This window comes from Candidatus Accumulibacter propinquus, from assembly GCF_056856495.1.
Genome location: NZ_JBSEHC010000004.1, coordinates 185,919 through 201,184 on the forward strand (window position 1 = coordinate 185,919; position 15,266 = coordinate 201,184).

Genomic DNA, 15,266 nt, shown 5'->3' on the forward strand with positions numbered 1-15,266 from the left:
TCAATGCCCCTCGCCGCCGACACTGGCCTTGCACATCGGGAAGCCGAGTGCCTGGCGGGAATCGTGGTAGGCCTGCGCCACCTCGCGTGCCAGGGCGCGTACGCGGCCAATGTAGGCCGCCCGTTCGGTGACCGAGATGGCGCCGCGCGCATCCAGCAGGTTGAAGGTATGCGAGCACTTCATCACCATTTCATAGCCCGGCAGGGCCAGGCCGGCAGCGATCAGGCGTCGTGCTTCCGATTCGTGTTCGCCGAAATGACGGAACAGCAGGTCCACATTGGAATGCTCGAAGTTGTACTTCGACTGCTCGACTTCGTTCTGGTGATAGACGTCGCCGTAGGTCACCCGGTAGCCTGGTCCTTCGGCCCAGACCAGGTCGAAGACGTTTTCGACTCCCTGCAGGTACATCGCCAACCTTTCGATGCCGTAGGTGATCTCGCCGAGCACCGGTTTGCAGGACAGCGAACCGACTTCCTGGAAATAGGTGAACTGCGTCACCTCCATGCCGTCCAGCCACACTTCCCAGCCCAACCCCCAGGCGCCCAGTGTGGGACTTTCCCAGTCGTCCTCGACAAAGCGGATGTCGTGCTGGCTGGTATCGATGCCGAGCGCGCGCAACGAATCGAGATAGAGTTCCTGGATGTTCTCCGGCGACGGCTTCAGCACCACCTGATACTGGTAGTAATGCTGCAGGCGGTTCGGGTTTTCGCCGTAGCGGCCGTCCTTTGGCCGCCGCGACGGCTGCACGTAGGCCGCGTTCCACGGTTCGGGGCCGATCGCGCGCAGGAAGGTCGCGGTATGGAAGGTACCGGCACCGACTTCGATGTCGTAAGGCTGCAGCAGCGCACAGCCCTGTTGGTCCCAGAACTCCTGGAGACGCAGAATGACTTCCTGAAACGTAGGCATGGGAGAGCTTCGTGCAGAACCAAAAGCCGGGATTTTACTTTGTTTCTCGGCCGACAAGAACCTGCTTCCGCCGGCTCCCGGCAAGCCGGCGTGTCAGGCCGTTGCCGATCCCGTTCTGCGGCGACCCGACACGGCAATCCACAACAAGGCGAGACCGATGACCGGCCAGTTCCCCCCGCGTACGAACGGAGTGGCTCCCGAATGGCCGCGTACTTCGCCGACCAGTGCGCCGCGCGTGAAAGCGGGCAGTGCCGAGAGTACGCGACCGTCGACGTCGACGATTGCGGTCATGCCGGTGTTGGTGGCGCGCAGCAGCATGCGCCCGGTTTCGAGGGCGCGCATCTGGGCAATCTGCAGGTGTTGCGCCGGTGCCAGCGAGTCTCCGAACCAGGCGACGTTGGACATGTTCACCAGCAGCGTCGCGGCCGGCAACGCGCCGATGATCTCGCTGCCAAAGGCGTCTTCGTAGCAGATGTTCACCCGCACGCGTTGGCCGGCAAGGCGCAGCGGCGCCTGCGTGGTTGAGCCGGCGGTGAAGTCGGACATCGGGATGTTGGCCATCGCCATGAACCAGGCAAAACCCGGCGGAACGAACTCACCGAAGGGCACCAGATGCACCTTGTCGTAGCGCTGCCGGCCTGACGCCCCCAGGTTCACCGCCGCATTGTAGTAGTGCCTGCCTTCGGCCACCGGGATGCCGAGCAGCAGTTCGCCTTGCTGGCGCAGCGCGAGTTGCTGCAGGGCGTCGAGATAGTCCGCGGGAATCTGGTCGAGGAAAGCGGGCAGGGCGGTTTCGGGCAGAACCGTGAGCCGCGCCGGGTTCTCCAGTGCCAGCCGGTAGTAGCTGTGCAGGGAATCGGCGAAACGCTCGGGCCGCCATTTCATTTCCTGCGCCACGTTGCCCTGCAGCAAGGCCACCGACAGCGGCTCACCTTCCTCCTGCGTCCAGCGGACCTCGCGCAGCAGTTCGCCGGCTGCCAGGATCGCGGCAGCGGCGACCAGCGGCAGAGCCGGACACCAGCGCAGCCAGCCGCGTGCCGGGCAGTCGGTGGTAGACAGCCAGCGCCTGACGATCTCGAAGATCAGCGCGCCGAGCAGCGCCGAAGCCAGCGACGCGCCATGGATGCCGAGCAGCGGCACATAGCCGGCGAGCGGACTCGGTGGCGTTTGCGAGTAGCCGGCAGACAGCCACGGAAAACCGGTGAACACCCAGGCGCGCAAGCCCTCGGTCAGCACCCACAGGGCGGCGAAGAGCAGGGCGCGAGGCCAGTAGCCGGGCGCGGCAAGGCGAACGAAGAGCGCGCCGGCCAACGCCGGGTAAATCGCCAGCACGCCGCAGAACAGCAACGTCGCCAGGCCCGCCAGCGCTGCCGGCATGCCGCCAAAGACGCTGAGGCTGACATAGACCCAGGAGACGCCGGTCAGGAACTGGCCAAGGCCATAGGCGGCGGCGATCAGCGCACCGTGGCGGACCTGTCCTTGGCCGCCGATTACCGCGCAGAGCAGGCCGAAGAGGCCGCCGAGGCTCAGCCAGTTGGCGGGAAACCAGCCGACCGGCGCAAAAGCGACGACACCCGCAGCACCGAGCAGGCTGGCGCCGAGGCAGCGCCAGCCCAGGCTCCTATTCAGAATCGTCAGCCGCCGGCGAACGCGAGACGACCAGCGTATAGATGCGCCGACTGTCGGCGCGCAACACCTGGAAATTCACGTCGTCAATGGCGATCGTTTCATTGAACTGCGGTACCCGCCCAAGATGGTTCAGGATCAGTCCGCCGACGGTATTGCATTTCTCGTCGCTGAAGCGGGTGTCGAAAGCAACATTGAAGTCCGCCACGGTGGTATGCGCCTTGACCCGGTACGCCCCGTTCTGATCGAGCTGAATATTGTCGTCCGCCTCGTCGAAGTCGTATTCGTCCGAGATATCGCCGACGATCTGTTCGAGCACGTCTTCGATGGTGATCAGGCCGGCAATGCCGGCGTATTCGTCAATGACGATCGCCATGTGATTGCGCGAGACGCGGAACTCGCGCAGCAGGACGTCGAGACGCTTGTATTCAGGGATGAACACCGCCGGCCGCAGCCAGTCGCGCAGGCTGAAACCGTCGGCGTGCGGTACGCGCAGCAGGTCCTTGGTCAACAGGATGCCGATGACGTTGTCGCGGCTGCCGTTGATCACCGGAAAGCGCGAGTGCAGGGTCGTGTTGACCTGGTTGATGACCTGCTGCAGCGAATCCTGGACATCGACGACCTCCATCATCGGCCGCGGCACCATGACTTCCCGGACGCTCATTTCCGAAGCCGCGAGCGCGCCCTCGATGATGCCCAGGGCATCGGCATTGAGCAACTGGCGCTGGTGCGCGGCGTGCAGGAGTTGCATGAGTTGTTCGCGATCCTCGGGTTCATGCACCAGCAGCGAGGAGAGACGTTCAAAGAATCCGGGTTTGTGAGCGGGGTTGCTGTCCATAGGGGCCTTCTGGCGTGCGGGTCGCGTCAGCGACCGACGTATCGGTTCTCTCCTGGATGCCGGAGAAGACTTGTGGTGGTGAGGTGAGGGTCACGACTCGTCGCGGTAGGGGTCCGCGTAGCCCAGGGCAGCGAGTATGCGCCGTTCATGGCCTTCCATTTCGGCAGCCTGTTCGTCGCTCGCTTCATGGTCGTAGCCCTGCAGGTGCAGCAGGCCATGGACGACCAGATGCGCGCAATGCGCTGCCAGCGACTTGCCCTGCTCGTTTGCCTCGCGAACGAGGACCGGCGCGCACAACACCAGGTCGCCGCAGACACTGGGTTCGATCTGGTAGGGGAAGGACAGGATGTTGGTCGCGTAGTCCTTGTCACGGTACCCGCTGTTGAGTCGCCGCCCTTCCTCGGCGTCGACAAAGCGCACGCTGATCTGCCCGCCCGGTCTGCCGGTCGCCTTCAGCGTGCGACGTACCCAGGTCCGGACCTGCTTCCTGCCGGGTAGCGTCGCCCTTTGACAGGCGTACTGCACGCCGAGATCCAGGCGCTTATTCTTTGGCATGCTTTCTTGCCACGTTTGCCGCGGCTTCGCGGGCCTCGAGCGCTGCGGTATGCGCTTCGTAAGCGGAGACGATGCGCGCCACCAGGGGATGGCGTACCACGTCTTCCTTGAGGAACTCGGTGAAAGCGATGCCGCGAACCTCCTTGAGGATCTGGCGGGCTTCGATCAGGCCGCTCTTCTGGCCGCGTTGCAGGTCGATCTGGGTGACATCGCCGGTGACTACCGCCTTGGCGCCGATGCCGATGCGCGTCAGGAACATCTTCATCTGCTCGGGCGTCGTGTTCTGCGCTTCGTCGAGGATGATGAAGGCGTGGTTCAGGGTGCGGCCGCGCATGTAGGCCAGCGGGGCAATCTCGATCGCGCCGCGTTCGAAGAGCTTGCCGACGCGCTCGAAGCCCATCAGATCGTAAAGCGCATCGTACAGCGGTCGCAGGTACGGATCGACCTTCTGCGCCAGATCCCCCGGCAGGAAGCCGAGGCGCTCGCCGGCCTCGACGGCTGGACGGGTCAACACGATGCGCTGCACCAGTTCGCGTTCGAAGGCGTCGACCGCGGAAGCGACCGCCAGGTAAGTCTTGCCGGTACCGGCGGGACCGGTACCAAAGGTGATGTCGTGTTCCTGGATGCTTTTCAGGTATTCGATCTGCCGCGGCGTGCGCCCGTGCAATTCGCTCTTGCGGGTCATCAGTGCCGGCGAAACGCCGCCGCCCGAGCTGATGTTGCGCACCGGCCGGTTGAGCAGTTCGATCAGGCCGAGCTGGATTTCGTCGACCGACAAGGTGTCCTTGGCCTGCGCGTAGAACTGCTGCAGGGCCTCGGAGGCGCGCGCGGTCTGCGCGGTCTCGCCGCGCAACGTAAAGCGCTCGCCACGGCGGGCGATCGAGACGTCGAGTGCCGTCTCGATCTGGCGCAGATTCTCGTCGAGCACGCCGCAGAGGTTGGCGAGCTGCTTGTTGTTGACCGGCGACAGCAGCAGTTCGGTGCTCGGCCGCTTGGCGGTGACCGTCCTGGCGGTCATGCCGGTCGGCTCACGATTTCACCGCGCAGCGAGTGCGGCATCGCCGAGGTGATGCGCACATCCAGGAAGCGATCGAGGAACACCGTGTTGTCGGTGGCATGTCCGGCAAAATTGACGACGCGGTTGTTGTCGGTGCGCCCGGCCAGTTCATTGCGGTCCTTCTTCGACAGGCCCTCGACGAGCACGCGCTGGACGCTGCCGACCATTGCCGCGGAAACGGCCTGCGCCAGTTCGTCGATGCGCTTCTGCAGACGCAACAGGCGTTCGAGCTTGACCGGCTGCGGCGTATCGTCGGCGAGATCCGCCGCCGGGGTGCCCGGACGCGCGCTGTAGAGGAAAGAGAACGAGGCATCGAAGCCGACCTCGTCGATCAGTTTCATGGTTTTCTCGAAATCTTCGGCCGTCTCCCCCGGAAAGCCGACGATGAAGTCCGAGGATAACGACAGGTCGGGGCGTGCCGCCCGCAGCTTGCGTACCAGGCTCTTGTATTCGAGCGCCGTATAGCCGCGTTTCATCGCCGCGAGGACACGATCCGATCCCGACTGGACCGGAAGATGCAGGTGCGATACCAGCTTCGGCACCCTGGCGTAGACCTCGATCAGCCGCGACGAGACCTCGCGCGGGTGCGAGGTCGTGTAGCGGATGCGTTCGATGCCGGGAATCTCGGCGATGTATTCGATCAGCAGCGCGAGATCGGCTGCTTCCTCACCGGCAGGTGCCTGGCCGCTGCCGCTCATCGCGCCCCGGTAGGCATTGACGTTCTGGCCGAGCAGCGTGACCTCCCTGACCCCCTGCGCCGCCAGGCCCGCCACTTCGGTCAGGACGTCGTCGAAGGGACGCGAAACCTCTTCACCGCGGGTGTAGGGCACGATGCAGAACGAACAGAACTTGCTGCAGCCCTCCATGATCGAGACGAAGGCCGCAATGCCCTCGACCCGGGCGGGTGGCAGATGGTCGAACTTCTCGATCTCGGGGAAGGAAATGTCGACCTGCGACTTGCCCAGCCGGTGCCGTTCGGCGATCAACTGCGGCAGGCGATGCAGGGTCTGCGGGCCAAAGACGACGTCTACATACGGCGCCCGCGCGACGATCGCCGCACCCTCCTGACTTGCCACGCAACCGCCGACGCCGATGACCAGGTCGGGATTGGCCAGCTTCAGCAGGCGTACCCGGCCGAGGTCGTGGAAAACGCGTTCCTGCGCTTTCTCGCGTACCGAGCAGGTGTTGAAGAGGATGATGTCCGCGTCGTCGGGAGTGTCGGTCTTGACGATTTCTTCGGAGGCAGCGAGCACGTCGGCCATCTTGTCCGAATCGTACTCGTTCATCTGACACCCGAAGGTGCGGATGAACAGTTTTTTGGCCATCTTTTACCTGATTTTGTTAGCGTGGGCGCGACACCGAGGCTTCGCCCGGCGTCAGCATCCAGACGCGGTAAATCGCGCCGGAAGCGTCGGTGATGTAAACGACCTCGACTGGGTTCTGGATCTGCATCGGCATCACGATCAGGTTCTGCCGGCTGCGGATCTGCGCTGTCGGGGCCAGGGGCAACTCGCGTCCGCTGATCGTCACGAAGCCGTCACCCGTCGGTGGCTGCATGACGCCCTGCCTGGCCTCGTCGGGTAGCGAGCGGCTCAGTGCCTGTCCTTCGTATGCCATCTGCGGGTCGGGCGCCGGCGCCAGGGCAGCCTCGGCGATGGCGCTGAGGATGCTGTACAGCAGGGCGGAAGGGATGTCCATCGCCGCATTATAGACAAGGCGGCACCCCGATGGCAGTCCATCGTGCGCCAGGTACCGGTTCTTCGACCGGTCGGTGTTGCTCCCTTGCAGTACAATCATGCTTTTGCTGCCGTACAACCTTTGAGAAAGGACGTCGCCGTGCTGGAATCCTATCGTGCCCATGTTGCCGAGCGCGCTGCGCTTGGTATTCCGCCGCTGCCGCTGACCGCGAAGCAGACCGAGGAACTGATCGGACTGCTGAAGAACCCGCCCGCGGGTGAAGAGGCAAATCTCGTCGAGCTGATCACCTACCGTGTGCCGGCCGGGGTGGACGACGCGGCCAAGGTCAAGGCCGAGTTCCTGGCCCGAGTGGCCAAGGGCGAAGAGTCCTGCCCCCTGCTCTCGAAGGAAAAGGCGACCGAACTGCTGGGGACGATGCTCGGCGGTTACAACGTCAAGCCGCTGATCGACCTGCTCGCCGGTCCGACCGGTACGATTGCTGCCGAAGCGCTCAAGAAGACCCTGCTGGTGTTCGATTTCTTCCACGACGTCAAGGAACTGGCCGACAAGGACAACGCCAACGCCAGGGCGGTCATGCAGAGCTGGGCGGATGCGGAGTGGTTCACCTCGCGTCCGCCGGTGCCCGCCTCGCAGAAGCTGACCGTTTTCAAGGTCACCGGCGAAACCAACACCGACGACCTGTCGCCGGCGCCCGACGCCTGGTCGCGCCCGGACATCCCGCTGCACGCGCTGGCCATGCTCAAGAACCCGCGTCCGGGGATCGACCCCGACAAGCCGGGCGAGCGCGGCCCGATCAAGCAGCTTGAGGAACTCGCGAAGAAGGGCAACCTGATCGCCTACGTCGGTGACGTCGTCGGCACGGGTTCCTCGCGCAAGTCGGCGACCAACTCGGTGTTGTGGTTCACCGGCGAGGACATTCCCTACGTGCCGAACAAGCGCTTTGGTGGCGTCTGCCTCGGCTCGAAGATCGCCCCGATCTTCTTCAACACCATGGAAGACGCCGGCGCGCTGCCGATCGAACTCGACTGCGGCCAGATGGACATGGGCGACGAGATCGAACTGCAGATCGACGCCGCCACCTCGAAGGTCATCGCGCTGAAGAACGGCGCGGTGATCGCCGAATCGCAACTGAAGACGCCGGTGATCCTCGACGAAGTGCGTGCCGGTGGCCGCATCCCGCTGATCGTCGGCCGCGGCCTCACCACGCGTGCCCGTGAAGCGCTCGGTCTGCCGGTGTCGACGCTGTTCTGTCTGCCGCAGAATCCGGCCGATCCGGGCAAGGGTTACTCGCTGGCGCAGAAGATGGTCGGCCGTGCCTGCGGTCTGCCGGAAGGCAAGGGCGTCCTGCCCGGGACCTACTGCGAACCGCGGATGACCACCGTCGGCTCGCAGGACACCACCGGCCCGATGACCCGCGACGAACTCAAGGATCTGGCCTGCCTCGGCTTCTCGGCGGACATGGTGATGCAGTCGTTCTGCCATACCGCCGCCTACCCGAAGCTGGTTGACGTCCGGATGCACCGCGAGCTGCCGTCGTTCATCAGCACCCGCGGTGGCGTCGCGCTGCGACCCGGCGACGGCGTCATCCACTCCTGGCTCAACCGCCTGCTGCTGCCCGACACCGTCGGCACCGGCGGCGATTCGCACACGCGTTTCCCGATCGGCATCTCGTTCCCGGCCGGTTCGGGCCTGGTCGCCTTTGCCGCGGCCACCGGCGTGATGCCGCTGGACATGCCGGAATCGGTACTGGTGCGCTTCAAGGGTTCGCTCGCCGAAGCCGGCAAGCGCGGAGTGACGCTGCGCGACCTGGTCAACGCGATCCCCTTCTACGCGATCAAGGCCGGCCTGCTGACCGTCGAGAAGAAGGGCAAGAAAAACATCTTCTCGGGCCGCATCCTCGAAATCGAAGGGCTACCGGATCTCAAGGTCGAACAGGCCTTCGAACTCTCCGACGCCGCTGCCGAGCGTTCGGCCGCCGCCTGTGCGGTGGCGCTGAACAAGGAGCCGATCATCGAGTACATGCGCTCGAACATCACGCTGATGAAGTGGATGATCGCCAACGGCTACTCCGACGCCCGCACCCTCGGCCGCCGCATCAAGGCCATGCAGGCCTGGATCGCCAAACCGGAACTGCTGCAGGGTGACGCCGACGCGCAGTACGCCGCGGTGATCGAGATCGACCTCGCCGAGGTCACCGAGCCGCTGGTCGCCTGCCCGAACGACCCCGACGACGTCAAACTGCTCTCCGCCGTCTCCGGCACGAAGATCGACGAAGTCTTCATCGGCTCGTGCATGACCAACATCGGTCACTTCCGCGCCGCCGGCAAGGTCCTCGAAGGCAAGACCGACATTCCGACGCGCCTGTGGATCGCGCCGCCGACCAAGATGGACGCGATGATCCTCAACGAGGAAGGTTATTACGCGATCCTCGGCAAGTCCGGCGCGCGCATGGAAATGCCCGGCTGCTCGCTGTGCATGGGCAACCAGGCGCAGATCCGCAAGGGCAGCACGGCGATGTCGACCTCGACGCGCAACTTCCCGAACCGTCTCGGCATCGACACCAACGTCTATCTCGGCTCGGCCGAACTCGCCGCCGTCTGCGCGCTGATGGGCCGGATCCCGACGCCGGCCGAGTATCTGGAGCAGGTGCAGGCGGTCAACGCCAAGGCCGCGGAGGTGTACCGCTACATGAACTTCGATCAGATCAGGGAGTTCAGTGACGTGGCGGATACGGTGACGGTGTAAACCATCCTCCACTAGTAGCAAGTTCCTGGCCCCCGTCGATGCAGTTCACCTGTGCGGCGGGGGCTGTGTACTTTGGGCCAGTGGTGCGAAACCGTCGCGCAGGGTATCGAGCGCGCGCCCGAGGCCTTCATCGGCCTGCTCAAGGGCGCCAACCTCGGCAAGCAGCTTGTGCGTTTGATCTGAGAGGTGTGGAGGTCCGCTCAGGGGGTTCCGAGAAACAGGTAGAGATTGGAATAACCGCCGGTCGAACCCGAGCTGGAGTAGCCGTATCCAAGGTAGACCGGCCCCAGGGGCGTCTCGCCACCGAGATAAATGGCGGTGGAGTTGATCCAGCCTTTCAGGTTGGTTTCCGTGTAGGGAGTGCCGATCTTCGCCCCCTCGACCGCCAGACCCATGCGCATGTCGCCACGCAGACCGAGCGGCAGGCGGCCAATGATGCGTTCGGCACGGGCATTGACGTAGCTCATGTCATCGCCCTTGAGCTGACCGACAGCAAACGCAGTCATGTTCAGCATGCCCCCGAGGCTTCCTACATCATAGAATGGCAGGCGGCCGACAGGCGAGCCCTGATACGAAACCCGGCTGCTCAGTACCCAGTCGCCAAAGCTCCGGTAGGCGCTGGCATAACCGTCGACCTTGCTGTAGTGTTCAGTCGGGGCGTCGAAATACTTGACTGAAGAATTCCAGCCGCTGGTTGGAAAATAGAGCCGATCGGTCTGGTCCAGGTCGAAGCGGGCAACCCAGCCGCCATACCGCTTCGATTGTTCGGGGAACACCGGCAAGCCGGTATCCAGCTTGGGATTCCACCAGTTTTCCTCCCAACCCGCACGCGCCTGGCCGAGAGCGCCGAGGTTGATTCCGGCGCCGAAACGGGCGCTGCCCTGCAGGATTCGGTATTCAGCGAGTTTGTTGTCGTTCTGATAAACGCTGCTGATTTTGCTGACGTACTTCAGGTTGGTTTCGAGAAAGTAGCGTTGGCGCGCATCAACCGGCTGGTAATAGTCCACGGAGACTCCATTGGTCGAGCCGATCTCTCCAATGGCCAGGAGTTCGGCACCCAGCGAGTTGATCCAGGTCTTCTGGTAGCCAAGACGCAGACTGTAACTGGAGTCGCTCTTGAAATTGCTGTCGAGGTTGATGCCGTAGCGAATGTAATCGGGTCCCCAGCTTTTTTCGAGGGGCATCACGCGCAGAATGTTGCGGTCGCGCAGCGTGTCGAGCATGGCGTAATCGACGTTCTGATAGTAGCCATCGCCGTACACTCGCAGCAGGTCGGGGTTGATCACGGACGGGTTGACCGGGTCGCCCGGCTTGACCTGGATGTGCTGTTCAACCATGGCTGGGTTCACCAGTCTGAGTCCGGCGATCTGGATTTCATGGATCTTCGGCGTTTCGCGCCGTGCCACCTGGATGTTCTCGGTCCAGGCGGCGTAGGCGGCTTCGCTGACGGCCAGGAGGCGCAGGCGATCGGCGACCGATTCAGCAGCCTGCACGCCACGATCCGCAGTTTCGGAAGTGCGCTTGAAGTCACCGGCGCTGATCCCATCGAGATCAGGCTTGATATAAATGTCAGTCGCCTTCAGGGTGGCCAGTGAACGGGTCACATTCTGCTCGGTGAGGATATTCACCATCTGCACCGAAATGCTCAGCAGGCCGCTGATGTCTTCGGCCTTGAGCAGCGGCGAGCCGACATTGACGGCAATCACGACATCGGCCTGACAGCGGGAGCGCGCCTCGCCGATCGGCACGTTATCGACGAGGCCGCCGTCTACCAGTTTTTCGCCGTTGATCTCGACCGGCGACATCAGGCCGGGAACCGACATGCTGGCGCGCATGGCGGTGGTCAGGCTGCCGCTGCGAAAGACCACCCGCTGGCCCTGAACGATATCGGTGGCGATGATCGACAGCGGCAACGGCAGCCGGTCGATCTCCCGTTCTCCCAGATAGTCGCCGACCAGTTGGTTGAAAAACAACTTGATCTTCTGGCCGGTGACGACGCCGGTTTGGTACTTCAGACCATCCGGGCCGACGCCGGTTTCCGACGCCGGCAGGAAGCGCCTGTCCAAGACCTTCTTGCGGAAATTCTGCTGCGAGAAGGACGGGTCATCGTGGAACAGGTCGTCCCAGTCGGCTTTCGCCAGCTCTTCCCGCATGACTGCCGGCGAGAGTCCGGCCGCGTAGGCGCCGGCAACCAGTCCGCCCATGCTGGTGCCGGCCACGCAGTCAACCGGCACGCGCAGCCTTTCGAGCACTTCGAGCACGCCGATATGCGCCGCGCCGCGCGCGCCGCCGCCACCGAGGACCAGTCCGACACGCGGCCGGGCCGGAAGATCTGCGGCGTTGGCCACTGCGCCCAGCGCAAGCAGGACGACCAGCAGCAGGTGCCGGGCAATCACGGTGGTCATGAGGCTACTCCATTCAGGCTGGCGAGCCGTTCAGACTCCGGGTGCCAGCGCGGGAGTCTGGCTTGTTGCCGCGGAGGGAAGCGAGCTGAGAATGGTCAAGGCGGCCTGCACATGTTCTGCTGCATCCCGACCCAGGCTGGTCAGATAACCCCCGTCGGCCTGCGTGAGCAGCCCTTTGGCGTGCAGCCGTCGAGTGGCCGCGATGACTGCCGGATCGGCGGTCTTGTGGATCTTGATCCCGTGCTGGGTACTGGCCAGATCGAAGCGAACCAGCGTATTGAGTTCATCGACCAGATCGGGCGTAAAGGGCATGGCAACTCCTTGTTGATCCAAACGGGTGGCGATCTTGCAGCGAAGGCCGCCACAACGATGCACGACTTTCCCCACCCCGGATGGCGGAGAGGGGGGCTGTGCCAATCCATCCCGACGGACATCAGTAGATCTCCGGGAGCAGCCGGGGCGGCCAGGATGCCATTCTAACGCGAGCTGAAGTCGATGCCCCTACGAACTGCACGAGAGCATCGAACAGCCCGCCCGGTGTCGCGCCCAGTCGGGCCTCTTGGCACTGAATGCCTCGCACCCGGCCTGCTCGTCGTATGGACGGCGCATAACCTCGAGCAAGTGGTGGATCATCTGCGTATCGCCCTGCTCGGCGTGGTCGATGGCCTGTTGCGCGAGGTAGTTGCGCAGCACGTAGCGAGGGTTGGCGGCGTTCATCCGGGCGATACGTGTCGCCGCCGCTTCGCCGTCCTGTCGCAGCCGGGCGGCGTAGCGTGCCAGCCAGCGTGTCAGACCGATGGAATAGCGCTGGCGGAGATCGTCGCGGTAGCAGGCACCAAGCACGACATCGAGATGCGGCTGCTCGATGTCCAGCCTGGCCAGACTGCGGAAGAACTCGGTCATGTCGATCTCCGCCTGACGCATCAGTTCGAACAGGTCTTCGAGCAGTTCGGCATCGTCGTGACGCCAGGCGCGAAGACCGAGCTTGCCGGCAAATGCCGCGCAGAATTCGGCAGCGTAGATCTCGTCGTAGCGTTCGAGACCAGCGGCCAGCTCGTCCGTTCGAGGCACCAGTCTGGCCAGGGCGTCTGCAAGACGTTCGAGATTCCAGCGTGCAATAGCGGGTTGCCGGGCAAAGCAGTAGCGGCGACTCGAGGCATCGGTGGTATTCGGTGTCCAGCCCGGATCGAAATTGTCGACCCAGCCGTAGGGACCGTAGTCGATGGTCAGACCAAGAATCGACATGTTGTCGGTATTCATCACGCCGTGCACGAAGCCGACGCGCATCCAGTGCACCATCAGGCGCGCCGTGCGCTCGCAGATTTCGCTGAACCAGAGTCCCAGGCCGCCTTGCTCTGGGTCGCTGTGCAGGGTCGGGAAGTCGCGTGCAATCGTGAAGTCGACCAGGCGCTGCAACAAGCGGTGCTCGCCGCGGGCAGCCAGCAGTTCGAAATGGCCGAAGCGGGTGAAAGAAGGCGCAACCCGGCAGACCACCGCCCCCGGTTCGGCCACTGGATGGCCGTCATAGAACATGTCGCGGACGACCGATTCGCCGGTGCCGACCAGGCTCAGCGCGCGTGTTGTCGGCACCCCGAGGTGATGCATGGCCTCACTGCACAGGAACTCGCGGATCGACGAGCGCAACACGGCGCGTCCGTCTGCTCGACGCGAGTACGGCGTCGGACCGGCACCCTTGAGCTGTAGTTCAAAGCGCTGTTGACGGCGGTTGATGACTTCGCCGAGCAGGATCGCCCGCCCATCGCCGAGCTGCCCGGCCCATTGCCCGAACTGGTGGCCACCGTAGCAGCTGGCGTAGGTGACCATCCCTGGCAGCAAGGCATTGCCGGCCAATGCGGCGACCATTTCCGGCGTCTGCATGGCCGCCTCGTCGAGATCGAGCGCTGCCGCCACTTCGCGCGAGTAGGCGAGAAGACGGGGCGCGGCGACTGGTGTCGGATCAACCGGCGACCAGCAGGCGCCGAAGACCTGCCGAGGTTCGTTGCGTCGCTCGGGATCACCCGGCAACTCGCGCAGGAAGCGATTATCGAACTGCAGCACGAGCGGCCCGGTTACCGTGGGCTGAGGAGCGCTGGCGGTGGGTGGAGGCTGGCGAAACGGCATGAGACGCCCGGCGTGGTCGGCAACAGGGCATCGGCAGTCAGCCCTTGCGGACCAGGTCGACGATCTGTGCCGCATCCAGTGATCGGGCTTTGGCCTGCATCTCGGGTAAATAGCGGTTCTGCATGCCCTTGGCCTCACCGAGCAGATGGTCGAACGACTCGCGCAGCATCTGTGTCGAGAAATTTCGGCCACCCGCGTAGTAGCGCCTGGCGACATGGCCGAGCGCATAGGTACTGGCGAAACTCATGCCTGAACTCACCGCCTGCTTGCCAATGCCTCCCAGCAGGCCGCCGCCGATCTTGCCCAGCAGGCCGCCGAGCAGTTTCCGTCCGGCCTGCTCAAGATACTGGGAGGTCAACCCGACACCGAGGGTGGCAAGAAAATCCTTGATATGCCCGCGGTCGAGGTCGAAACCATAGGATTGGCCAATGCGATAGACCAGTTTCATCTGCAGCGGGATGATGGCCATCGTTGACAGGGATTCCGGCAGCAGTTCGAGGGCGCCGTTGAGGATCGCCGCATTGAGAATGGCGCTGTCGAGCTCGGCCTCGCTGCGCGTCGACGCGTAGCCTGCCGCGGGCGGCTTCGCCGTACCGGCGGTGTTATCGCCGCGCGACGCTGCGGCCACAGGCATTGCCGCGATCTCTTCCACGCGCTGTGTATAGGCCGCCGCTTGCTGCACGTCGAGCGCCAGTGCGCTGCGCAGTTCGGCGAGAAAGGCCTGTTCGGCAGCCGACTGTACGCCGTCGGCGTCGCAGACGCAGACCGCCATTTCGAAAGCGAGCTGCCTGGCTTCGGAGGTTTTCAGCGCGGCCACAGCTGAAGCCATCGACACTCGCTTGAGCAGCACGGCCTGATACAGCGGCGCGAGATTGATCGAGCCCTCGCCCGCCAGGGCATCGGCGATGCGTTTGAGTTCGGCTCGTTCGGCCTCGTCCTTGTGGCCGTCGGCAAAGGCAGCCATCAGGCTGAGGACGAGAATGGCTTCCTGTTCCTGCTGGTTCATTCCGGGTGTCTCCTGTGAAGTGGCGCTGGGACTCGGCGACTCTCGGGAAGTTCCTCGCCACTACCAAGGCGCGCGACCCAGACTCGTCATTACGGTAGGCAGCATAGCGCAGAGTGAGGGTCCGCGCGACAATCGTCAAGGGGTCAACACGTCGGCAGGCTGACGGTTACTTCCAGCCCGCCGCCCGCGGCATCTGCCAGCACCACGTCACCGCCACAACCCGCGGCGATGCGCCGCACGATGGCCAGCCCGAGCCCGCAACTGCCGTCGGTCGCTCGCGCCGGATCAAGTTGGGCGAAGGGCTTCAAG

General features: G+C 64.1%; 12 protein-coding genes and 1 pseudogene. 1 reads left to right on the forward strand and 12 read right to left on the reverse strand.

Annotation, left to right across the window (positions count from 1 at the left end):
* The 7 genes from glyQ to AC15MQ_RS16900 form a co-directional block, all read right to left on the reverse strand.
* Entirely contained in the window at nt 1–906 is a 906-nt protein-coding gene (gene glyQ / locus AC15MQ_RS16870; protein WP_287654416.1) for a glycine--tRNA ligase subunit alpha, read from the reverse strand.
* Nucleotides 907–999: 93 nt separating this feature from the next.
* Nucleotides 1,000–2,574 (reverse strand): apolipoprotein N-acyltransferase, encoded by a 1,575-nt coding sequence (lnt, locus tag AC15MQ_RS16875; protein ID WP_483080833.1) that lies wholly within the window; start codon nt 2,572–2,574, stop codon nt 1,000–1,002.
* A complete protein-coding gene (locus tag AC15MQ_RS16880) occupies nt 2,528–3,370 on the reverse strand; it encodes an HlyC/CorC family transporter (RefSeq protein ID WP_287668206.1) in 843 nt (280 codons plus the stop codon). Before AC15MQ_RS16880 ends, lnt begins: the two co-directional genes overlap by 47 nt.
* A gap of 90 nt (nt 3,371–3,460) precedes the next feature.
* The gene (gene ybeY, locus AC15MQ_RS16885; protein WP_287654419.1) at nt 3,461–3,925 is read right to left on the reverse strand and encodes an rRNA maturation RNase YbeY; all 465 of its coding nucleotides are present in this window, start codon (nt 3,923–3,925) and stop codon (nt 3,461–3,463) included.
* A complete protein-coding gene (locus AC15MQ_RS16890) occupies nt 3,912–4,943 on the reverse strand; it encodes a PhoH family protein (protein ID WP_483080749.1) in 1,032 nt (343 codons plus the stop codon). The genes ybeY and AC15MQ_RS16890 overlap by 14 nt, the downstream gene beginning before the upstream one ends.
* Complete coding sequence (miaB, locus tag AC15MQ_RS16895) at nt 4,940–6,307, reverse strand: tRNA (N6-isopentenyl adenosine(37)-C2)-methylthiotransferase MiaB (protein WP_483080750.1); 1,368 nt, start codon at nt 6,305–6,307, stop codon at nt 4,940–4,942. Before miaB ends, AC15MQ_RS16890 begins: the two co-directional genes overlap by 4 nt.
* A gap of 16 nt (nt 6,308–6,323) precedes the next feature.
* Entirely contained in the window at nt 6,324–6,779 is a 456-nt protein-coding gene (locus tag AC15MQ_RS16900) for a hypothetical protein (protein ID WP_287668200.1), read from the reverse strand.
* A 39-nt stretch (nt 6,780–6,818) separates the two neighbouring features.
* On the opposite strand from AC15MQ_RS16900, the gene AC15MQ_RS16905 reads away from it, so the two are divergent.
* Nucleotides 6,819–9,425, forward strand: a complete 2,607-nt coding sequence (locus AC15MQ_RS16905) for a bifunctional aconitate hydratase 2/2-methylisocitrate dehydratase (protein WP_483080751.1) — start codon at nt 6,819–6,821, stop codon at nt 9,423–9,425.
* A gap of 200 nt (nt 9,426–9,625) precedes the next feature.
* On the opposite strand, the gene AC15MQ_RS16910 is transcribed toward AC15MQ_RS16905, so the two are convergent.
* The 5 genes and pseudogenes from AC15MQ_RS16910 to AC15MQ_RS16930 form a co-directional block, all read right to left on the reverse strand.
* On the reverse strand, nt 9,626–11,830 hold the full coding sequence (locus AC15MQ_RS16910; RefSeq protein ID WP_287654424.1) for a patatin-like phospholipase family protein: 2,205 nt from the start codon (nt 11,828–11,830) through the stop codon (nt 9,626–9,628).
* Nucleotides 11,831–11,860: 30 nt separating this feature from the next.
* Nucleotides 11,861–12,142 carry a TIGR02647 family protein gene (locus AC15MQ_RS16915; RefSeq protein WP_287654425.1) on the reverse strand — a complete coding sequence of 94 codons (282 nt, stop codon included), beginning with the start codon at nt 12,140–12,142 and terminating at the stop codon, nt 11,861–11,863.
* 189 nt (nt 12,143–12,331) lie between these two features.
* On the reverse strand, nt 12,332–13,888 hold the full coding sequence (locus tag AC15MQ_RS16920) for a protein adenylyltransferase SelO (protein ID WP_483080752.1): 1,557 nt from the start codon (nt 13,886–13,888) through the stop codon (nt 12,332–12,334).
* A gap of 100 nt (nt 13,889–13,988) precedes the next feature.
* Nucleotides 13,989–14,972: pseudogene (locus tag AC15MQ_RS16925) on the reverse strand (YcjF family protein); the annotation flags it as partial.
* 128 nt (nt 14,973–15,100) lie between these two features.
* On the reverse strand, nt 15,101–15,265 hold the full coding sequence (locus AC15MQ_RS16930; RefSeq protein WP_483080753.1) for a sensor histidine kinase: 165 nt from the start codon (nt 15,263–15,265) through the stop codon (nt 15,101–15,103).
* Nucleotide 15,266: the final 1 nt, after the last annotated feature.

Excerpts from the sequence above, each read along its gene's own strand:
- glyQ (WP_287654416.1), bottom strand. The coding sequence starts at position 906 with ATGCCTACGTTTCAGGAAGTCATTCTGCGTCTCCAGGAGTTCTGGGAC.
- AC15MQ_RS16880 (WP_287668206.1), bottom strand. The coding sequence starts at position 3,370 with ATGGACAGCAACCCCGCTCACAAACCCGGATTCTTTGAACGTCTCTCC.
- ybeY (WP_287654419.1), bottom strand. The coding sequence starts at position 3,925 with ATGCCAAAGAATAAGCGCCTGGATCTCGGCGTGCAGTACGCCTGTCAA.
- AC15MQ_RS16890 (WP_483080749.1), bottom strand. The coding sequence starts at position 4,943 with ATGACCGCCAGGACGGTCACCGCCAAGCGGCCGAGCACCGAACTGCTG.
- miaB (WP_483080750.1), bottom strand. The coding sequence starts at position 6,307 with ATGGCCAAAAAACTGTTCATCCGCACCTTCGGGTGTCAGATGAACGAG.
- AC15MQ_RS16900 (WP_287668200.1), bottom strand. The coding sequence starts at position 6,779 with ATGATTGTACTGCAAGGGAGCAACACCGACCGGTCGAAGAACCGGTAC.
- AC15MQ_RS16910 (WP_287654424.1), bottom strand. The coding sequence starts at position 11,830 with ATGACCACCGTGATTGCCCGGCACCTGCTGCTGGTCGTCCTGCTTGCG.
- AC15MQ_RS16915 (WP_287654425.1), bottom strand. The coding sequence starts at position 12,142 with ATGCCCTTTACGCCCGATCTGGTCGATGAACTCAATACGCTGGTTCGC.